This window comes from Streptomyces sp. KM273126 (assembly GCF_004337435.2).
Lineage (GTDB): Bacteria > Actinomycetota > Actinomycetes > Streptomycetales > Streptomycetaceae > Streptomyces > Streptomyces acidicola.
The window spans coordinates 4,175,152-4,189,855 of the sequence record NZ_SJXB02000001.1 but is presented as its reverse complement, the minus strand read 5'-3'; the positions used below and the strand labels follow the sequence as shown (position 1 = coordinate 4,189,855).

Genomic DNA, 14,704 nt, shown 5'->3' with positions numbered 1-14,704 from the left:
AGTTAGTGCAACCTGGTGGTTAGCGCTGTCTCGCCGTACTCTCGGCGTATGGAACTCGACGCGCTGCCCTTCGACGTGTTCGCGAAGAACTGTCCCTCCAGGGGAACCCTGGAGCATGTGACGGGGCGCTGGGGTGCGCTGACACTGGGGGCGCTGCACGAGGGCTCGCTGCGGTTCAACGAGCTGCGGCGCCGGGTCGACGGGGTCAGCGAGAAGATGCTCTCGCAGACCCTGCACGCCCTGGAGCGCGACGGGCTGGTCCACCGTGAGGCGCAGCCCACCAATCCGCCGCGCGTCGACTACACGCTCACTCCTCTGGGCCGTGAGGTCTCCGAGCGTCTGCTGGCCCTCATCCACTGTGTGGAGGGCCGCATGGAGGACGTGCTGCAGGCGCGGGAGCGTTACGACGAGGTCCGCGGCGCCCGCTGACAGCGCGGGCAGAAGTAACTGGAGCGGTTCATCCAGGCCCGCCGCCGCATCGGTGTGGCACAGCGCCGGCACGGCAGACCCTCACGCCCGTACGCGTCGAGTGAGCGGTCGAAGTAGCCCGACTCTCCGTTGACGTTGACATACAGGCTGTCGAAGCTGGTGCCGCCCACGGCGAGGGCCGCGTTCATCACGTCCCGGACGTGGCCCAGGAGTTCGAAGGTGCGCGGGCGCGTGAACCCCGCCGTGGGGCGCTCGTAGTGGATCCGTGCGCGCCACAGCGCCTCGTCCGCGTAGATGTTGCCGACGCCGCTGATCAACGACTGGTCGAGCAGAGCCCGTTTGATGGTCGTGCGCTTGCGACGCAGTGCCCGGTGGAACGCCTCGTCGTCGAAGAGCGGGTCGAGGGGGTCGCGTGCGATGTGCGCGATGACGTCCGGCAGCCCGTCGGGCGTGGTGTCGTGCAACGAGAGGCCGCCGAACGTGCGTTGGTCGACGAAACGGAGTTCCGTGTCGAGGGCGTCCGTGAAGCGCACGCGGATACGGAGGTGCTTCTCGTCGGGCGCTTCGTGCGGCTGGACGAGGAGCTGGCCGCTCATGCCGAGGTGCGCGAGGACGGCCGTACCGGTGTCCTCGACCGGCAGCCACAGGTACTTGCCGCGGCGGCCGGGCTCGCCCATCCGGTGGCCCTTGAGGCGCTGGGCGAAGTCCTCGGGCCCGGCGAGGTGGCGGCGTATCGCACGCGGGTGCAGGACCTCGACGTCGGCCACGGTGCGGGGGGCCACCCAGCGGTCCAGTCCGCGCCGTACGACCTCGACCTCGGGCAACTCGGGCATGGGACTCCCCCGTGTCTCCCCTACGGGCCTTTCCCCGTACGGGCCGAGCGCCCGCCCCCGGGGAGGGACGGGCGCTCGGGAGCGAACATTCAGGCGGACTCGGCGTCGGGATGCTCCCCGTCGCGCTCTGCGGCCTCCTGGGCCGCCTTGGCTCGCTCGTCCGCCGCGGAGCGGATCGCACGCCAGGCGGACTCCGCCGCCTGCTGCTCCGCTTCCTTCTTGCTGCGGCCGGTGCCGGTGCCGTACGAGACGCCTCCGACGCGGGCGGCAGCAGTAAAGGTCTTCTCGTGGTCGGGGCCGGTCTCCGTGACCAGGTACTCGGGCACGCCGAGCCCCTCGGTCGCGGTGAGCTCCTGGAGACTGGTCTTCCAGTCCAGGCCGGCTCCGAGATTCGAGGACTTCTCGATCAACGGGTCGAACAGGCGGTGCACCAGCTCCGCCGCCGAGTCGAGCCCCTGGTCGAGGTACACCGCGCCGATCACCGCTTCAAGGGTGTCGGCGAGGATGGACGCCTTGTCCCGGCCGCCCGTGCCCTCTTCACCCCGGCCGAGCCGGATGAAGGAGCCGAGGTCGAGGCCGCGGCCCACCTCCGCCAGCGCACGCGAGTTGACCACCGCGGCCCGCAGCTTGGCCAGTTGGCCCTCGGGCAGGTCGGGGTGGGTGCGGTACAGCGTGTCCGTGACCACCAGGCCGAGCACGGAGTCCCCGAGGAACTCCAGGCGCTCGTTGGTGGGCAGACCGCCGTTCTCGTACGCGTAGGAACGGTGGGTCAGCGCACGCACCAGAAGGGCGGACTCGAGCTTGTAACCGAGCCGCCCTTCCAGAAGCGTGTGGGACGAGGCTGTGTTGTCCGTCTTCTTCCTGGCGTTCGAATCCGCCTTGGCGTCAGACATCAGACCTCTCACCGGCCGTTCAGACTTCGAGGACCTGGCGCTTGTTGTAGGTGCCGCATGACGGGCACGCGATGTGCTGCTGCTTGGGCTCGTGGCAGCGCTCGCACGCAACCAGGGTGGGGACCGCAGCCTTCCACTGCGACCGGCGGTGGCGCGTGTTGCTGCGCGACATCTTCCGCTTCGGAACAGCCACGGCTACTTCTCCTGCTTCTCGTCGGCGCGTGCTGATCGAGGCGCGCCGCCGCTCATCTCGTCCTTCTCGCCGTCCTTCATGGTGCCGGCGAGTCCCTGCAGTGCCGCCCAACGGATGTCGACGGCGTCGTGGTGGTGGTCAGGGTCGTCCGCGAGCCTGGCTCCGCACTCGGAGCACAGGCCGGGGCAGTCGTCCTGGCACACCGGCTGCATCGGCAGGGCAAGCACCACCGCGTCACGCAGCACCGGTTCGAGGTCGAACAGGCCGTCCTCGATGAAGAGCCTGTCCTCGTCGTCCTCGGCGTCGGTGTCGGGCTCCGCGATCACGCGGCCCCGCTCATCGGCGTCGGGGTACGAGAACATCTCCTGGAACTCCGCTTCGAGCGTCAGCTCCAGCGGCTCCAGACACCTTACGCACTCCCCCTTGGCCTGTGCACCGGCGGTGCCCGTGACGAGCACCCCCTCCATGACCGACTCCAGGCGGAGTTCGAGCTCCACCGGGGCGCCTTCCGGCACTCCGATGACCCCCTGAATACCGAAGTCCTTGGGAGCGTCGACCGTGCGGGTCAGGCGCTGCAGCGCACCCGGCCGACGCCCCAGCTCGTGCGTGTCGAACACGAAGGGGTTGCGGTGGTCGAGGCGGGCGTTCAGGGCCATTTCTGCTTTCGGTCTTCGAAACTCGGGGGAGACGCTGCCCTGCGGTGTTCCGGGCAGGTCTGATCGCGGCGTAGGCGCGACCGAAGAGCCAGGATACTGGACCTTTCGCTCAGGGCCCAATCCGCTGTCAGCGACCCTGCTCGTAGCGGCGCAGCTGCTCCGCGCTGATCATGGTGGTGTCGAAGAGACTTGTCTCCTCGAGGGTGTTCGGCTGGGGCTGGGTGTATCCCTGTTGATCCTGGTGCCCCTGGTGCCCCTGATGTCCCTGCTGGCCATGCTGCCCCTGGGACGGGTCGTACCCGGGCTGGGGCGGGTAGGCGGCGTACGGATCTGCCTGCTGGTAGCCGTACGGATCGGCCTGCTGGGCGTACTGCTGCTGGTAGCCGTACTGGTCCTGCTGCTGGTACGCGTAGGCGTCCTGCTGGGCGTACTGGGGCTGGGCGGGGATCTCGGGGGTCCGGGCGGCGGGCTCTGCGGTGCCCGCCAGCGCGGCCAGGTCGGCGAGGTAGTCGGCGTCGCTGGTGTGCTGCACCGGTGTGCCGTCGTCGTTCAGGGCGAGGGCGCCGAGGTCGTCGCTGGCGATGCGGCCGTGCAGCTTCTCGCGGCCGCGGCCGACGGCCTCCAGGGTCTTGGCGAGGACCGCCTCGAAGGCCCCCAGTTTGGCGTCCACGTACGCGTCCGCGTCCTTGCGCAGGGTCTCGGGGTCGTGGCTGCGCTCGGGGGCGTCCTCGTCCTGGTAACCGTTCTCATCGGTGCCTGGGCCGGTGCCGAGGAGCTTCTCACGGCCGCGGCCGACGGAACCGAGGGTCTTGGTGAGGACGACCTCGAAGTTGGCGAGCTTGGAGTCGACGTAGTCGTCGGCCTCCGCGCGGACCTCCTCGGCCTCCTGGCGGGCCTCGGCGAGGATGCGGTCGCCCTCGTTCTGGGAGCGGCGGGCGACCTCGGTGTCGGAGATCAGGGTGCCGCGCTCGGCGTGCGCGGTCTCGATGATCCGCTCGGCCTCCTGCCGGGCCCGCTCGACCATCTGCTCACGGTCGCCGATCAGTTCCTGGGCCTGGGCGAGGGAGCCGGGCAGGGCCTCGCGCAGCTCGTCGAGCATCGAGAGCAGGTCGGCGCGGTTGACCACGCACGAGGCCGACATGGGCATGGCCCTGGCACTGGAGACCGCGGCGACGATCTCGTCGAGCTTCTTCTGCACGTCCACCGTGTGCTCGCCACTCTCTACAGCGTTGTTGGAGACGGACGGTTCGACTGTACGGCCACTCGCGCCCCACCCGACACCGGGTGACGGGCTGTCAGGTCACGCGGGGTCGAGGTGTCCGCCACAGACGGTGCTCGGTCCTGTGCTCCGTCCTGCGCCCGGTCCTGTGCTCGGTTCTGCGCTCAGTCCTTCCCGAGGCGCTTGTGAAGTGCCTCCAGGACCACCGGCGGCACCAGGTGCGAGACGTCGCCGCCCCAGGCCGCCACCTCCTTGACCAGGGAGGACGACAGGAAGCTGTAGGTGGGGTTGGTGGGCACGAAGAGGGTCTCCACGCCCGAGAGGCCGTTGTTCATCTGGGCCATCTGCAACTCGTAGTCGAAGTCGCTGACCGCGCGCAGCCCCTTGACGATGGCGGGGATGTCGCGCTCCTTGCAGAAGTCGACGAGGAGGCCGTGGAAGGCCTCGACCTCGACGTTTCCGTACTCGGCGGTGACTTGGCGGATCAGGTCGATCCGCTCGTCCACGGTGAACAGGCCCTGCTTGGACTTGTTGATCATCACGGCGACGTGTACGACGTCGTACAGCTTGGAGGCGCGGGCGATGATGTCGAGGTGTCCGTTGGTGATGGGGTCGAACGACCCGGGACAGACGGCGCGGCGCAACTTGGGTCCCTCGCTCTCTGATCCGGTCATCGTGCGTCTTCGCACATAGAGGCGGCGCGACCGTACCAAAGCGTTCCTTCGCCGTAGCGACGGGCCCGGATCGCCTCGAAGCCGTCGGGCCAGAGGAATTCACCGCCTCTGGTGCTGCGCTCCACGGTGACGAGGGCCTCGGCAACGAGCCAGCCCCCGGTGCGGAGTGTGAGCAGAATCTCGCGAAGATCGTCGTCCGTGACCGCGTACGGGGGGTCGAGGAAGACGATGTCGTACGGCGTCGGCGGCGCCGGAGTGTGGACGATCTGCTCCGCTTTGCCCGCTCTGACCTCGGCGCCGGGGAGGCCCAGTGCCTTCACGTTCCCGCGGACCGTGCGGACGGCGCGGGCGTCGGCCTCGACGAGCAGGGCGTGACCCGCGCCCCGGCTGAGCGCTTCCAGGCCCACGGCGCCGGAGCCGGCGTACAGGTCGAGGACGCGCTCGCCGTCGAGTGGGCCGCCGAGCAGGGCCTGCCAGGTGGAGAAGAGTCCTTCGCGCGCGCGGTCGGAGGTGGGGCGGGTGCCGGTTCCCTGCGGGACGGCCAGGCGGCGTCCGCCGGCTGCGCCAGCGATCACGCGGGTCATCTCGGGTCCTTGTGTGTGGGGATGGTTACGGTCCAGTTTGGCAGGCCGGGTGGCGGGGGTGCCTCGTGTCGCGGGCGACGGCGGGTTCGCCGGCGGCTGCGGGCTGGTTGGCGACTGCGGGTTCGTTGGCGACTGCGGGTTCGTTACTGCGGGTTCCTTGTGGTTCCTCGCGGTGGTTGCCCACGCCCGCGCGGCGAAGCCGCATATCGCACGGCCCCGCGCCCTCATCGGGGCGCTGCCCTCAGCCCTTGTCCAGGTACTGCTCCCTCTCCTCGTCCAGGAGCGCGTCCAGCGCCGTGCGCAGCCCGGGAAGGTGCTCCAGGTCCGGGTCCGCGGCGACGACCGCCGCGGCCTCCTCCCGGGCCTCCGCGATGATCTCCTCGTCCTCGATGACGGCGAGCATGCGCAGCGAGGTGCGGGCGCCGGACTGGGCCTGGCCGAGGACATCGCCCTCGCGGCGCTGTTCTAGGTCGATGCGGGAGAGCTCGAAGCCGTCCAGGGTGGTTGCCACGGCGTTCAGGCGCTGGCGGGCGGCGCTGGCCTCGGGCATCTCGGTGACCAGGAGGCAGAGGCCGGGGGCCGAGCCACGGCCGACACGGCCGCGCAGCTGGTGGAGCTGCGAGACGCCGAACCGGTCGGCGTCCATGATCACCATCGCGGTGGCGTTCGGCACGTTCACGCCGACCTCGATCACGGTGGTCGCCACCAGGACGTCGGTCTCGCCCGCCGCGAAGCGCCGCATCACGGCGTCCTTGTCGTCGGGCTGCATACGTCCGTGCAGGACCTCGACCCTCAGCCCCTGGAGAGGGCCTGCGGCGAGCTGGTCGGCAATGTCCAGGACCGCGAGGGGCGGGCGCTTCTCGGCCTCGTCCTCGGGGGACTTCTTGGCGCTGCCCTTCTTGCCGTCGTCCTCCTCGTCGCCGATGCGGGGGCAGACGACGTACGCCTGGTGTCCGTTGCCCACTTCTTCCCGCACCCGCTCCCACGCGCGCGCGAGGAAGTGCGGTTTGTCGGCGGCCGGTACGACATGGCTCGCGATCGGGGAGCGTCCGGCCGGGAGCTGGTCGAGGACGGAGGTCTCCAGATCGCCGAAGACGGTCATCGCGACCGTACGCGGGATGGGGGTGGCGGTCATGACGAGCAGGTGCGGCGGCTGCTTTCCCTTGCCGCGCAGGGCGTCGCGCTGCTCCACCCCGAACCGGTGCTGCTCGTCGACGACGACCAGCCCGAGGTCGTGGAACTGCACCTTGTCCTCGATCAGCGCGTGCGTGCCGATGACGATCCCCGCCTCCCCCGTGGCGAGGTCGAGCAACGCCTGGCGGCGGGCCGCGGCGCCCATGGAGCCGGTGAGCAGGACGACCTTGGTGGCGTGCTCGGCACCGCCCAGCATGCCGCCCTCGGCCAGCTCTCCCATCATCTCCGTGACCGACCGGTGGTGCTGCTGGGCGAGTACCTCGGTGGGCGCGAGCATGGCGGCCTGGCCGCCCGTGTCGACGACGGCGAGCATGGCGCGGAGGGCCACCAACGTCTTTCCCGATCCGACCTCCCCCTGGAGCAGCCGGTGCATCGGGTGCTCGGTGGCGAGGTCGTCGAAGATCTCCCCGGAGACCTTCCGCTGGCCGTCGGTGAGGGTGAAGGGGAGGCGGGCGTCGAAGGCGGTGAGGAGGCCGTCCGGCTTGGGCGTGCGGGCCACGGCCGGGAGTTGGGCGTCGGCGTGGCGGCGGCGGGCGAGGGCGACCTGGAGGACGAAGGCCTCGTCCCACTTGAGGCGGTCGCGGGCGGCGTGGAAGTCCGCCTTGCTGTGCGGCTGGTGGATCTTCAGGAGGGCTTCGGGGAGGGATGCGAGCCCTCGCCCCTCCCTCAACGACTCCGGCAGCGGGTCGACAGCCTCTCCGGCATTCGGCAGGACAGTCTGGACGGCCTTGGCGATCTTCCAGGACTCCAGCTTGGCGGTGGCCGGGTAGATCGGGATGAGCGCGCCCGCCCAGCTGCCGATGGCCTCCGCCGCGTCCGGGGTGTCGCCGCGCAGCAGCTCGTACGCCGGGTGGGCCAGCTGCAGGCGGCGGTTGAAGACCGAGACCTTGCCGGCGAACAGGGCGCGGGTGCCGGGGAGGAGCTCCTTGTGGGGCTTGTGCACGCCGTTGCCGAAGAACACGAGTTGGAGGCGGCCGCTGCCGTCCGTGATCGTCACTTCGAGGCGCTGGCCCTTGCCGCGCGGGGCCTTCGCCGAGGCGAACGTGTGCAGGCGGGCGTCGGCGACCTGGGCGACCACCGTGACGTGCTCGTCCATGGGCAGGTCGGCGAGGTGGGTGAGCTGCCCGCGCTCCTCGTACCTGCGGGGATAGTGGTGGAGCAGGTCTCCGACGGTGTGCAGGCCGAGGTGCTCGGCCATCACCTTCGCGGTGGCGGGGCCGAGCACCGACCTCAACGGCTGGTCCAGGGGTTCTTGCAGTGCGGGCACGAGATCCATTGCACACCACGACACTGACAATGCCGTATACGTCTTGGAAATCCGCTGGTCAGGCGGGTAGTTCGCGCCCTAGGATGTCCCACTTCCGGCCTCCCTCCGCGGTCACCGCCCCACCGGGACCGCCCGACCCCGCGCCGTCGAACGTCCCCCACCCGCGGCGCTGTGACGATGGATTCCCAGACCTCACAGTCATCCCAGGCACCTCAGTCACCTCACTCACCTCATACGTTCCAGGTCGACCTGCGTGGTCTGGTGGACCTGCTCTCCCATCACCTCTACTCCAGTCCGAGGGTCTACCTTCGCGAGCTGCTGCAGAACGCCGTGGACGCCATCACCGCCCGGCGGGCCGAGCAGCCCGACGCGCCCGCCCGGGTACGGCTGTCCACCGACGGCGGCTCCCTGCGCGTGGAGGACTCCGGCGTGGGCCTCACCGAGTCCGACGTCCACAACCTGCTGGCGACGATCGGCCGCAGCTCCAAGCGGGCCGACGGCCTTCAGGCGGCACGCTCCGACTTCCTGGGCCAGTTCGGCATCGGACTGCTGGCCTGTTTCGTCGTCGCGGAGCGCATCCGGGTCGTCAGCCGCAGTGCCCGTACGCCCGACGCGGCGCCCGTGGAGTGGACGGCGACCGACGACGGCTCGTACACCGTGCGCACGCTGCCGCAGGACGCCCGCACCGAGCCGGGCACGACGGTGCACCTGGTGGCGCGGCCCGGCGCGGCCGACTGGCTGAGCCACGAGCGGGTCCTGTCCCTGGCACGGGACTTCGGGTCGCTGCTGCCCTACGACGTGCGCGTGGGCGACGAGGCCGTCACCGACCTGCCGGCGCCCTGGGACCGCGCGTACCCGTCGCCCGCCACCCGAAGGGTGGCCCTGGCGCGGCACTGCCACGAGCTGTTCGGGTTCACGCCGCTGGACTCGATCGAGCTGGACGTGCCGCTGGCCGGGATCCGGGGCGTGGCGTACGTGCTGCCGTCCGCGGTGAGCCCCGCCCAGCGTGCGAGCCACCGTGTGCACCTGAAGGGCATGCTGCTCACCGAGCGGGCCGAACAGCTGCTGCCCGACTGGGCGTTCTTCGTGCGCTGCGTCCTCGACACGGACAGTCTGCGGCCCACGGCGTCGCGCGAGTCGCTGTACGAGGACGAGACCCTCGCGGGCGTGCGGGAGGCCCTGGGGACGACGATCCGTGCCTGGCTGACCGGGCTCGCCGCGGGTGATCCGGAGCGGCTGGCGGCCTTCCTGTCGGTGCACTACCTGGGCGTGAAGTCCCTGGCGCGGCACGACAAGGAGATGCTGCGCACGATGCTGCCGTGGCTGCCGTTCGAGACGACGGACGGGCGGCTGTCCCTGGAGGAGTTCGCGCAGCGGCACCCGGTGGTGCACTTCACGCGGACGGTCGAGGAGTACCGGCAGGTCGCGCCGATCGCCTCGGCGCAGGGCGTCGGGGTCGTCAACGGCGGCTACACGTACGACAGCGAGCTGGTGGAGGCGCTGCCGTCGGTGCGCCCGGGGACGGTGGTCGCCGAGCTGGACGCCGACACGGTGACCGCGCACCTGGACGCCGTGGACCCGGCCGAGGAGCTGGCCCTGTCGGGCTTCCTGTCGGCCGCGCGGGGCAGGCTCGACCCCCTGGGGTGTGATGTGGTGCTCCGGGCCTTCCATCCGCTCTCCGTGCCCGCGCTGCACCTGGACGACCGGACGTCCCGGCACGAGCAGGCGCGCGCCGAGGCCGAGGAGCAGGCCGACGACCTGTGGGCGGGCATCCTCGGCTCCCTGCGGGGCAGCGCCCCACGCGCGCGGCTGGTGCTCAACCACCTCAACCCGCTGATCCGGAGGATCAGTTCACTCAACGACCCGGAGCTGATCGGCACCGCCACGGAGTCCCTCTACGGGCAGGCCCTGCTGATGGCGCAGCGTCCGCTCAGGCCCGCGGACTCCGCGCTCCTGAACCGTGCGTTCATCGGGCTCCTGGAGTGGGCCACCCACAGCGAGTCCGGGGAGGAGGGCCGCCGATGAGCCGGTTCAGCGAGTTCACCGAGATCACTTCCTTCGACGAGCTGCGCCACGCGATGGCGGAGAACTACGACGAGCCGGAGGGCCCCGCCCGCAACGCGCGCGCGGAGCACCTGCTCGTACAAGCCGAGAAGCTGACCATCCCGCTCGCCGTGATCGAGGCGCTCGGACACCAGCTGAAGGTCTACAACTACAGCTCCGAGAAGGACAAGATGTTCGTCCCGTTCGCGCGTCTGCTGCGCATGTGGGACGAGCGCCCGGAGGACTTCGACGAGTACGAGACCCACTCCCTGCACTGGGTCTTCAAGTGGATGTCGGCCGGCATGCTGAACCAGCCGCACATCCCGCTCGCCTCCATCGAGAAGTGGCTCGGCGAGATGGAGCGCCGCTACCGCCTCGCCGGGCACTCCGAACGAGCCGTGCGCAGCGCCGAGTTCAGTGTGGCCGCGCACGTCGGCGATCTGGAGCGGGCCGAGCGGGCGTACGGGGCGTGGCTGGCCGCCGACCGGGACGGCATGGCCGACTGCCACGCCTGCGAGCTGCACGGGCAGGGCTGGTGGCAGGCGCTGCGGAACGACGACGACCGGGCCCTGGAGCTGTGGGCGCCGGTCCTGGAGGGCGAGTACACGTGCGCCCACGAGCCGCACACGGTCCTCGCGGCCTCCCTTCTGCCGCTGCTGCGCCTGGGCCGCCTCGACGAGGCCCGCGCCCACCATCTGCGCGGTTTCCGGCTCGTACGGGCCATGGAGAGCATGCGGGGCGCCTACGCGGACCATGTGGAGTTCTGCGCCCTGTCCGGCAACGAGGCGCGTGGCCTGGAGCTGCTGGCCGAGCGCTCCGCGTACTTCACGGATGACGGGGACCCGCGCAGCAAGCTGGACTTCACGGCGGTCGTGGCCCTCCTGATGGACCGCCTCGTAGAGCGTGGGTTGGGCGATCAAACGGTGCCCGGGCCCGCCGGACGTGCCTGGACGGCACGGGAACTGGCCGCCCACACGCGCGGGGAGGCCCTTTCGCTGGCCGCCCGCTTCGACGAGCGCAACGGCACGCCGTACGTGAGCGCGCGCACCGAGGAGCGCATGGACCAGCGGCCGCTGGTGGAGCGGCTGCCGTTGGGAGTGCGCGCGAGGCGGCAGATGCCGGTGCCGTCGCCCAGGCCGCAGGCTCCCGTGGAGCCCGCCGCACCGGACACGCCCCCGGACCTGCCCGCCCTCCTCGCCGAGGCACGACGGCTCGCCGAGACCGTGCACCCCGACGCCGTCGAGGCGTGGGCCGCGGTGGCGCGGGCGGCCGATGCCGAGGACGCGGTGCTGGACCCGTACGACCGGGCGGAGATCATCGACCACCAGGCGATCGGTCTCGGCCCCGAGGGACTGGACCTCTTCGTGCGCGCGGCCGAGCTGTACGAGGAGGCGGGCGACCGGGGGGAGGCGCTGGCGGCCCACGCGCGCAGGGCGTCCGTCCACGCCTTCACGGGGCAGCCGGACGCCGCGCTGGCGCTGATCTCCGAGCCGTACGAGAAGATCCTCGCGCTCTTCGCGGAGGGCGGCACCGGAGTGCGGCAGACCGCGTCCGTGCTGGTGGGACGCGCACGCATCCTGATGCACCGCCTGGACGAGGCCCAGGGCGAGGATGCCGCGGACGCCGTTTCGGCCGCCGAGGAAGCCGTACGGGAGCTGCTGGCCCTCACCGAGCCGCACACCGCGGACGTACGCCTGGCCTCGCGGGCCGCGGAGGCCCTGGGCATGCTCGGAGAGCTGGCCGCGCGCGGCGGGAACGCCGGGGCTGCGGCGGAACTGCTCGCCCGGTCGGCCGCGGCGTACGTGGCGGCCGGACTGCCGTGGTTCGCGGTGGAGCAGGAGGCACGGCTCACCAGGGCCGCACGGCACCTCGGGGACCTGGAGGCGGCCGAGCGGGCGGCACGCGCGGCGCTGGAGCACGGAGCGCCCTACCTGGAGCCGATGGGGCACGCCCAGCTGCACCTCCAGCTGGCCGAAGTGCTCGGTGAGACCGGACAGTTCGAGCCTGCGGCCGAGCACGCGCTGGAGGCGGCGCACTGGGCCGACGAGGCCGGCGAGGCACGGACTCTCGGCGCGTGGGCACGGCATCAGCTCGGTGGTTTCCTGCTGCGGCAGGAGCAGTGTGCCGAGGCCGCCGAGGTGCTGGAGTCGGCACTCCTGGATCTCACCGCGGAGGCCCACGGCGACGGGGCGGTCGTGCAGACGCGGTGGTGGCTCGGCGACTGCCTCGCCGAGCTCGGGGAGCACCGGGAGGCCGCCGAGCACTGGTTGCAGGCCGCCGAGATCGCCCGGCACTGGCCCGAGCAGCGCGACCACGCCATGCTCGCGCACCTCGCCGCGGAGGCGCTGGGGCAGGCGGGGTTGCCGACGGAGGCCGAGCAGGCGTACGCGCGTGCCGGGGACCTGTGGCGCGATCTCGGCAACGGCCATGGTCTGGTCCGTGCCCTGCGCGCGCGGGCCTGGCTCGTGGTGCGCGAGCGTGGCGAGGAAGGGCTCGACCGGGCGCGGGAGTTGATGGCGGAGGCGGTCGCGGAGTGCGAGTCGGTGCTGGGTGCCGGGCCGGTCAGTGACTCCGACGGCTCCGACGACGATCGGGAGGCGCACCAGCAGATGCTCGCCGAACTCGGGCAGACCTGCCGGCAGTTCGGGGAGCTGGTGGCCCGTTCGGTGGCGGAGGACGCGGAAACCGACGCGCGTCGGCCGGCGTTCGAGGAGGCGCTGGGGCATCTGACGCGGGCGATCGACGCGTACGGTGCGCTCGGTGAGGCCGGCCTCGACGCGCGTACCGGTGCCGAGCTGGCGGCCGGCTGGCTGGAGGCGGATCTTCAGCGGCCGGGGGATGCGGTGGTGCGGGCTCGGGGCGTCTTGGCGGCGTACGAGGGGGTGCCGGGCGACACGGCTCAGGCGCGTCGTACGGAGGCCGGTCGGATGCTGGAGCTGATGGAGGCGCGGGGGGAGGGCTGACGAGGCCGCCAGGCCGATGAACCACCCACCCGGTGGGGCGGCGGGGGCGCTACTCCACGCCGATCAACAGCAGCGCCCCCTGCCGCCCGCCCCGGTACACCACCGTGTCCACCGCCAGGTACGACTCGCGTACCCGGGACTCCAGGTGGTCCACGATCGTCGCCGGGGCCTCGTCGCCCAGGACCAGCGTGACCATCTCCCCGCCGGCGGCCAGCATGCGGTTGAGGACCGATTCCGCGGTCGCCGTGACATCGGAGCCGATGACGGCCACGTCGCCGTCTATGAGGCCGAGGACGTCGCCGGCCTGGCAGATGCCGGCCATGGTCCAGGACTCGCGCTCGGCGATGACGACCTCGGCGTAGCGGGTGGCACCCGCCGCGGACGTCATGGAGACGACGTCCTCGTCGAAGCGGCGGTCCGGCTCGTGGACGGCGAGCGCGGCGATGCCCTGGACCGCGGACCGGGTGGGGATCAGAGCCACACGGACGCCCTCCGCGCGCGCCTGCTCGGCCGCCGCGGCGGCCGTGTGCCGCAGCTCCGCGTCGTTCGGCAACAGCACCACCTCGCGCGCGTGGGCACGCCGTACGGCCTCCACCAGTTCCCCGCTGGCGGGAGGCTCCCCGGGGCGGGCCACCACCGTCGTCGCGCCGGCCTCGGCGTACAGTCCGGCCAGCCCCTCCCCCGGCACCACCGCCACCACCGCGCGCGGGGCCCGCTCGCGCGGCGGACGCCCGGCGCCCGCCATGTGCGCGTCCTCGGCTCCGAAGTGCGTGATCCTGATCCGGTACGGCCGCCCGGCCTCGACACCCGCCTCCACGGCGGCACCGGCGTCGTCGACGTGCACGTGGACGTTCCACAGCCCGTCCCCGCCGACCACGACGAGCGACTCCCCCAGCCCGTCCAGCCGCTCCTTGAGCCGTGCCACGGCCGCGTCGTCCGCCTCCAGCAGGTAGATCACCTCGTAGGCGGGCCCGCCCTCCTCACACGCGTCGCCGGGTGCCCGCGCGTGCACGGCCTCCGGCTCCGGGACCGCCGTCCCCACGGCCTGTGCCGCTGCCGGAGCCGTCAGCGGCACGGTTCCGTGCTTCGGCGCCTCCCCGGTCAGCGTCTGCACCAGCGCCGCCAGGACCGTCACCAACCCGCGCCCGCCCGCGTCCACGACCCCCGCACGCTCCAGGACGGCCAGCTGCCCCGGGGTCGCCGCGAGGGCCGCCCGCGCTCCCTCGTACGCCGCCCGGGCGACCGTCCCGCAGTCGCCCTCGGCCCCGGTCGCGGCGTCGGCCGCCGCGTCGGCGACCGAGAGGACCGTGCCCTCGACGGGGTGCGCGACCGCCTCGCGCGCGGAGTCGGCCGCGTGCCGCAGGGCGACCCGCAGGGCCGGACCGTCGGTGTGTGCGGCCTCACGGTCGGAGGCCAGTACCTGTGCCATGCCCCGCAGCAGCTGCGCGAGGATCGTCCCCGAGTTTCCCCGGGCCCCGATCAGCGCGCCGTGCGCCATGGCCCGGACGACCTCGGCGAGGGCGGGTTTCATCGTCCCGTCCCCCGCCTCGTGCCCCGCGAACACCGCCTCGACCGCCGCCACGGCCGACTCCACGGTCAGGTACAGGTTCGTCCCGGTGTCGCCGTCGGCCACCGGATAGACGTTGATCGCGTCGATCTCCTCGCGGGCCCGCCCCAGCGCCTCCAGCGCGAGCCCGCACCAGGCACGCACCGCGAGAGCATCCAATGTCTGCGGCACCTGCGGCACCTGCGCCTC

At 71.9% G+C, this 14,704-nt stretch carries 12 protein-coding genes; 3 read left to right on the top strand and 9 right to left on the bottom strand.

Translation table 11 applies throughout. The features are described 5' to 3' along the window. Positions 1-48: 48 nt before the first annotated feature. Positions 49-429, top strand: a complete 381-nt coding sequence (locus tag E0500_RS18055; RefSeq protein WP_131558393.1) for a helix-turn-helix domain-containing protein — start codon at positions 49-51, stop codon at positions 427-429. On the opposite strand, the gene mutM is transcribed toward E0500_RS18055, so the two are convergent. The 8 genes from mutM to recG all read right to left on the bottom strand — a co-directional run bounded on the left by mutM (position 402) and on the right by recG (position 7,951). After that, positions 402-1,262: a bifunctional DNA-formamidopyrimidine glycosylase/DNA-(apurinic or apyrimidinic site) lyase gene (gene mutM, locus E0500_RS18050; protein WP_131558391.1), complete on the bottom strand. Its 861-nt coding sequence runs from the start codon at positions 1,260-1,262 to the stop codon at positions 402-404. The genes E0500_RS18055 and mutM overlap by 28 nt on opposite strands. Positions 1,263-1,351: 89 nt before the next feature. Further along, entirely contained in the window at positions 1,352-2,155 is an 804-nt protein-coding gene (gene rnc / locus E0500_RS18045) for a ribonuclease III (RefSeq protein WP_131558389.1), read from the bottom strand. Between the two features lie 19 nt (positions 2,156-2,174). Next, entirely contained in the window at positions 2,175-2,348 is a 174-nt protein-coding gene (gene rpmF / locus E0500_RS18040) for a 50S ribosomal protein L32 (protein ID WP_003951102.1), read from the bottom strand. A 2-nt stretch (positions 2,349-2,350) separates the two neighbouring features. Next, positions 2,351-3,004, bottom strand: coding sequence for a DUF177 domain-containing protein (locus E0500_RS18035; protein WP_131558387.1), 654 nt, complete (start codon positions 3,002-3,004; stop codon positions 2,351-2,353). A gap of 127 nt (positions 3,005-3,131) precedes the next feature. Next, on the bottom strand, positions 3,132-4,208 hold the full coding sequence (locus E0500_RS18030) for an ATP synthase F0 subunit B (RefSeq protein ID WP_131558385.1): 1,077 nt from the start codon (positions 4,206-4,208) through the stop codon (positions 3,132-3,134). A gap of 179 nt (positions 4,209-4,387) precedes the next feature. After that, the gene (coaD, locus tag E0500_RS18025; RefSeq protein WP_309505229.1) at positions 4,388-4,867 is read right to left on the bottom strand and encodes a pantetheine-phosphate adenylyltransferase; all 480 of its coding nucleotides are present in this window, start codon (positions 4,865-4,867) and stop codon (positions 4,388-4,390) included. 26 nt (positions 4,868-4,893) lie between these two features. After that, a complete protein-coding gene (gene rsmD, locus E0500_RS18020; RefSeq protein ID WP_258572835.1) occupies positions 4,894-5,709 on the bottom strand; it encodes a 16S rRNA (guanine(966)-N(2))-methyltransferase RsmD in 816 nt (271 codons plus the stop codon). A gap of 13 nt (positions 5,710-5,722) precedes the next feature. Beyond that, the gene (gene recG, locus E0500_RS18015) at positions 5,723-7,951 is read right to left on the bottom strand and encodes an ATP-dependent DNA helicase RecG (RefSeq protein ID WP_131558379.1); all 2,229 of its coding nucleotides are present in this window, start codon (positions 7,949-7,951) and stop codon (positions 5,723-5,725) included. Between the two features lie 168 nt (positions 7,952-8,119). On the opposite strand from recG, the gene E0500_RS18010 reads away from it, so the two are divergent. Then, the gene (locus tag E0500_RS18010) at positions 8,120-9,967 is read left to right on the top strand and encodes an HSP90 family protein (protein ID WP_131558377.1); all 1,848 of its coding nucleotides are present in this window, start codon (positions 8,120-8,122) and stop codon (positions 9,965-9,967) included. Continuing rightward, complete coding sequence (locus E0500_RS18005; RefSeq protein ID WP_131558376.1) at positions 9,964-12,948, top strand: tetratricopeptide repeat protein; 2,985 nt, start codon at positions 9,964-9,966, stop codon at positions 12,946-12,948. Before E0500_RS18010 ends, E0500_RS18005 begins: the two co-directional genes overlap by 4 nt. 49 nt (positions 12,949-12,997) lie before the next feature. Here E0500_RS18005 and E0500_RS18000 read toward each other — a convergent pair whose 3' ends face one another. After that, complete coding sequence (locus E0500_RS18000; protein ID WP_131558374.1) at positions 12,998-14,695, bottom strand: DAK2 domain-containing protein; 1,698 nt, start codon at positions 14,693-14,695, stop codon at positions 12,998-13,000. Positions 14,696-14,704 lie beyond the last annotated feature (9 nt).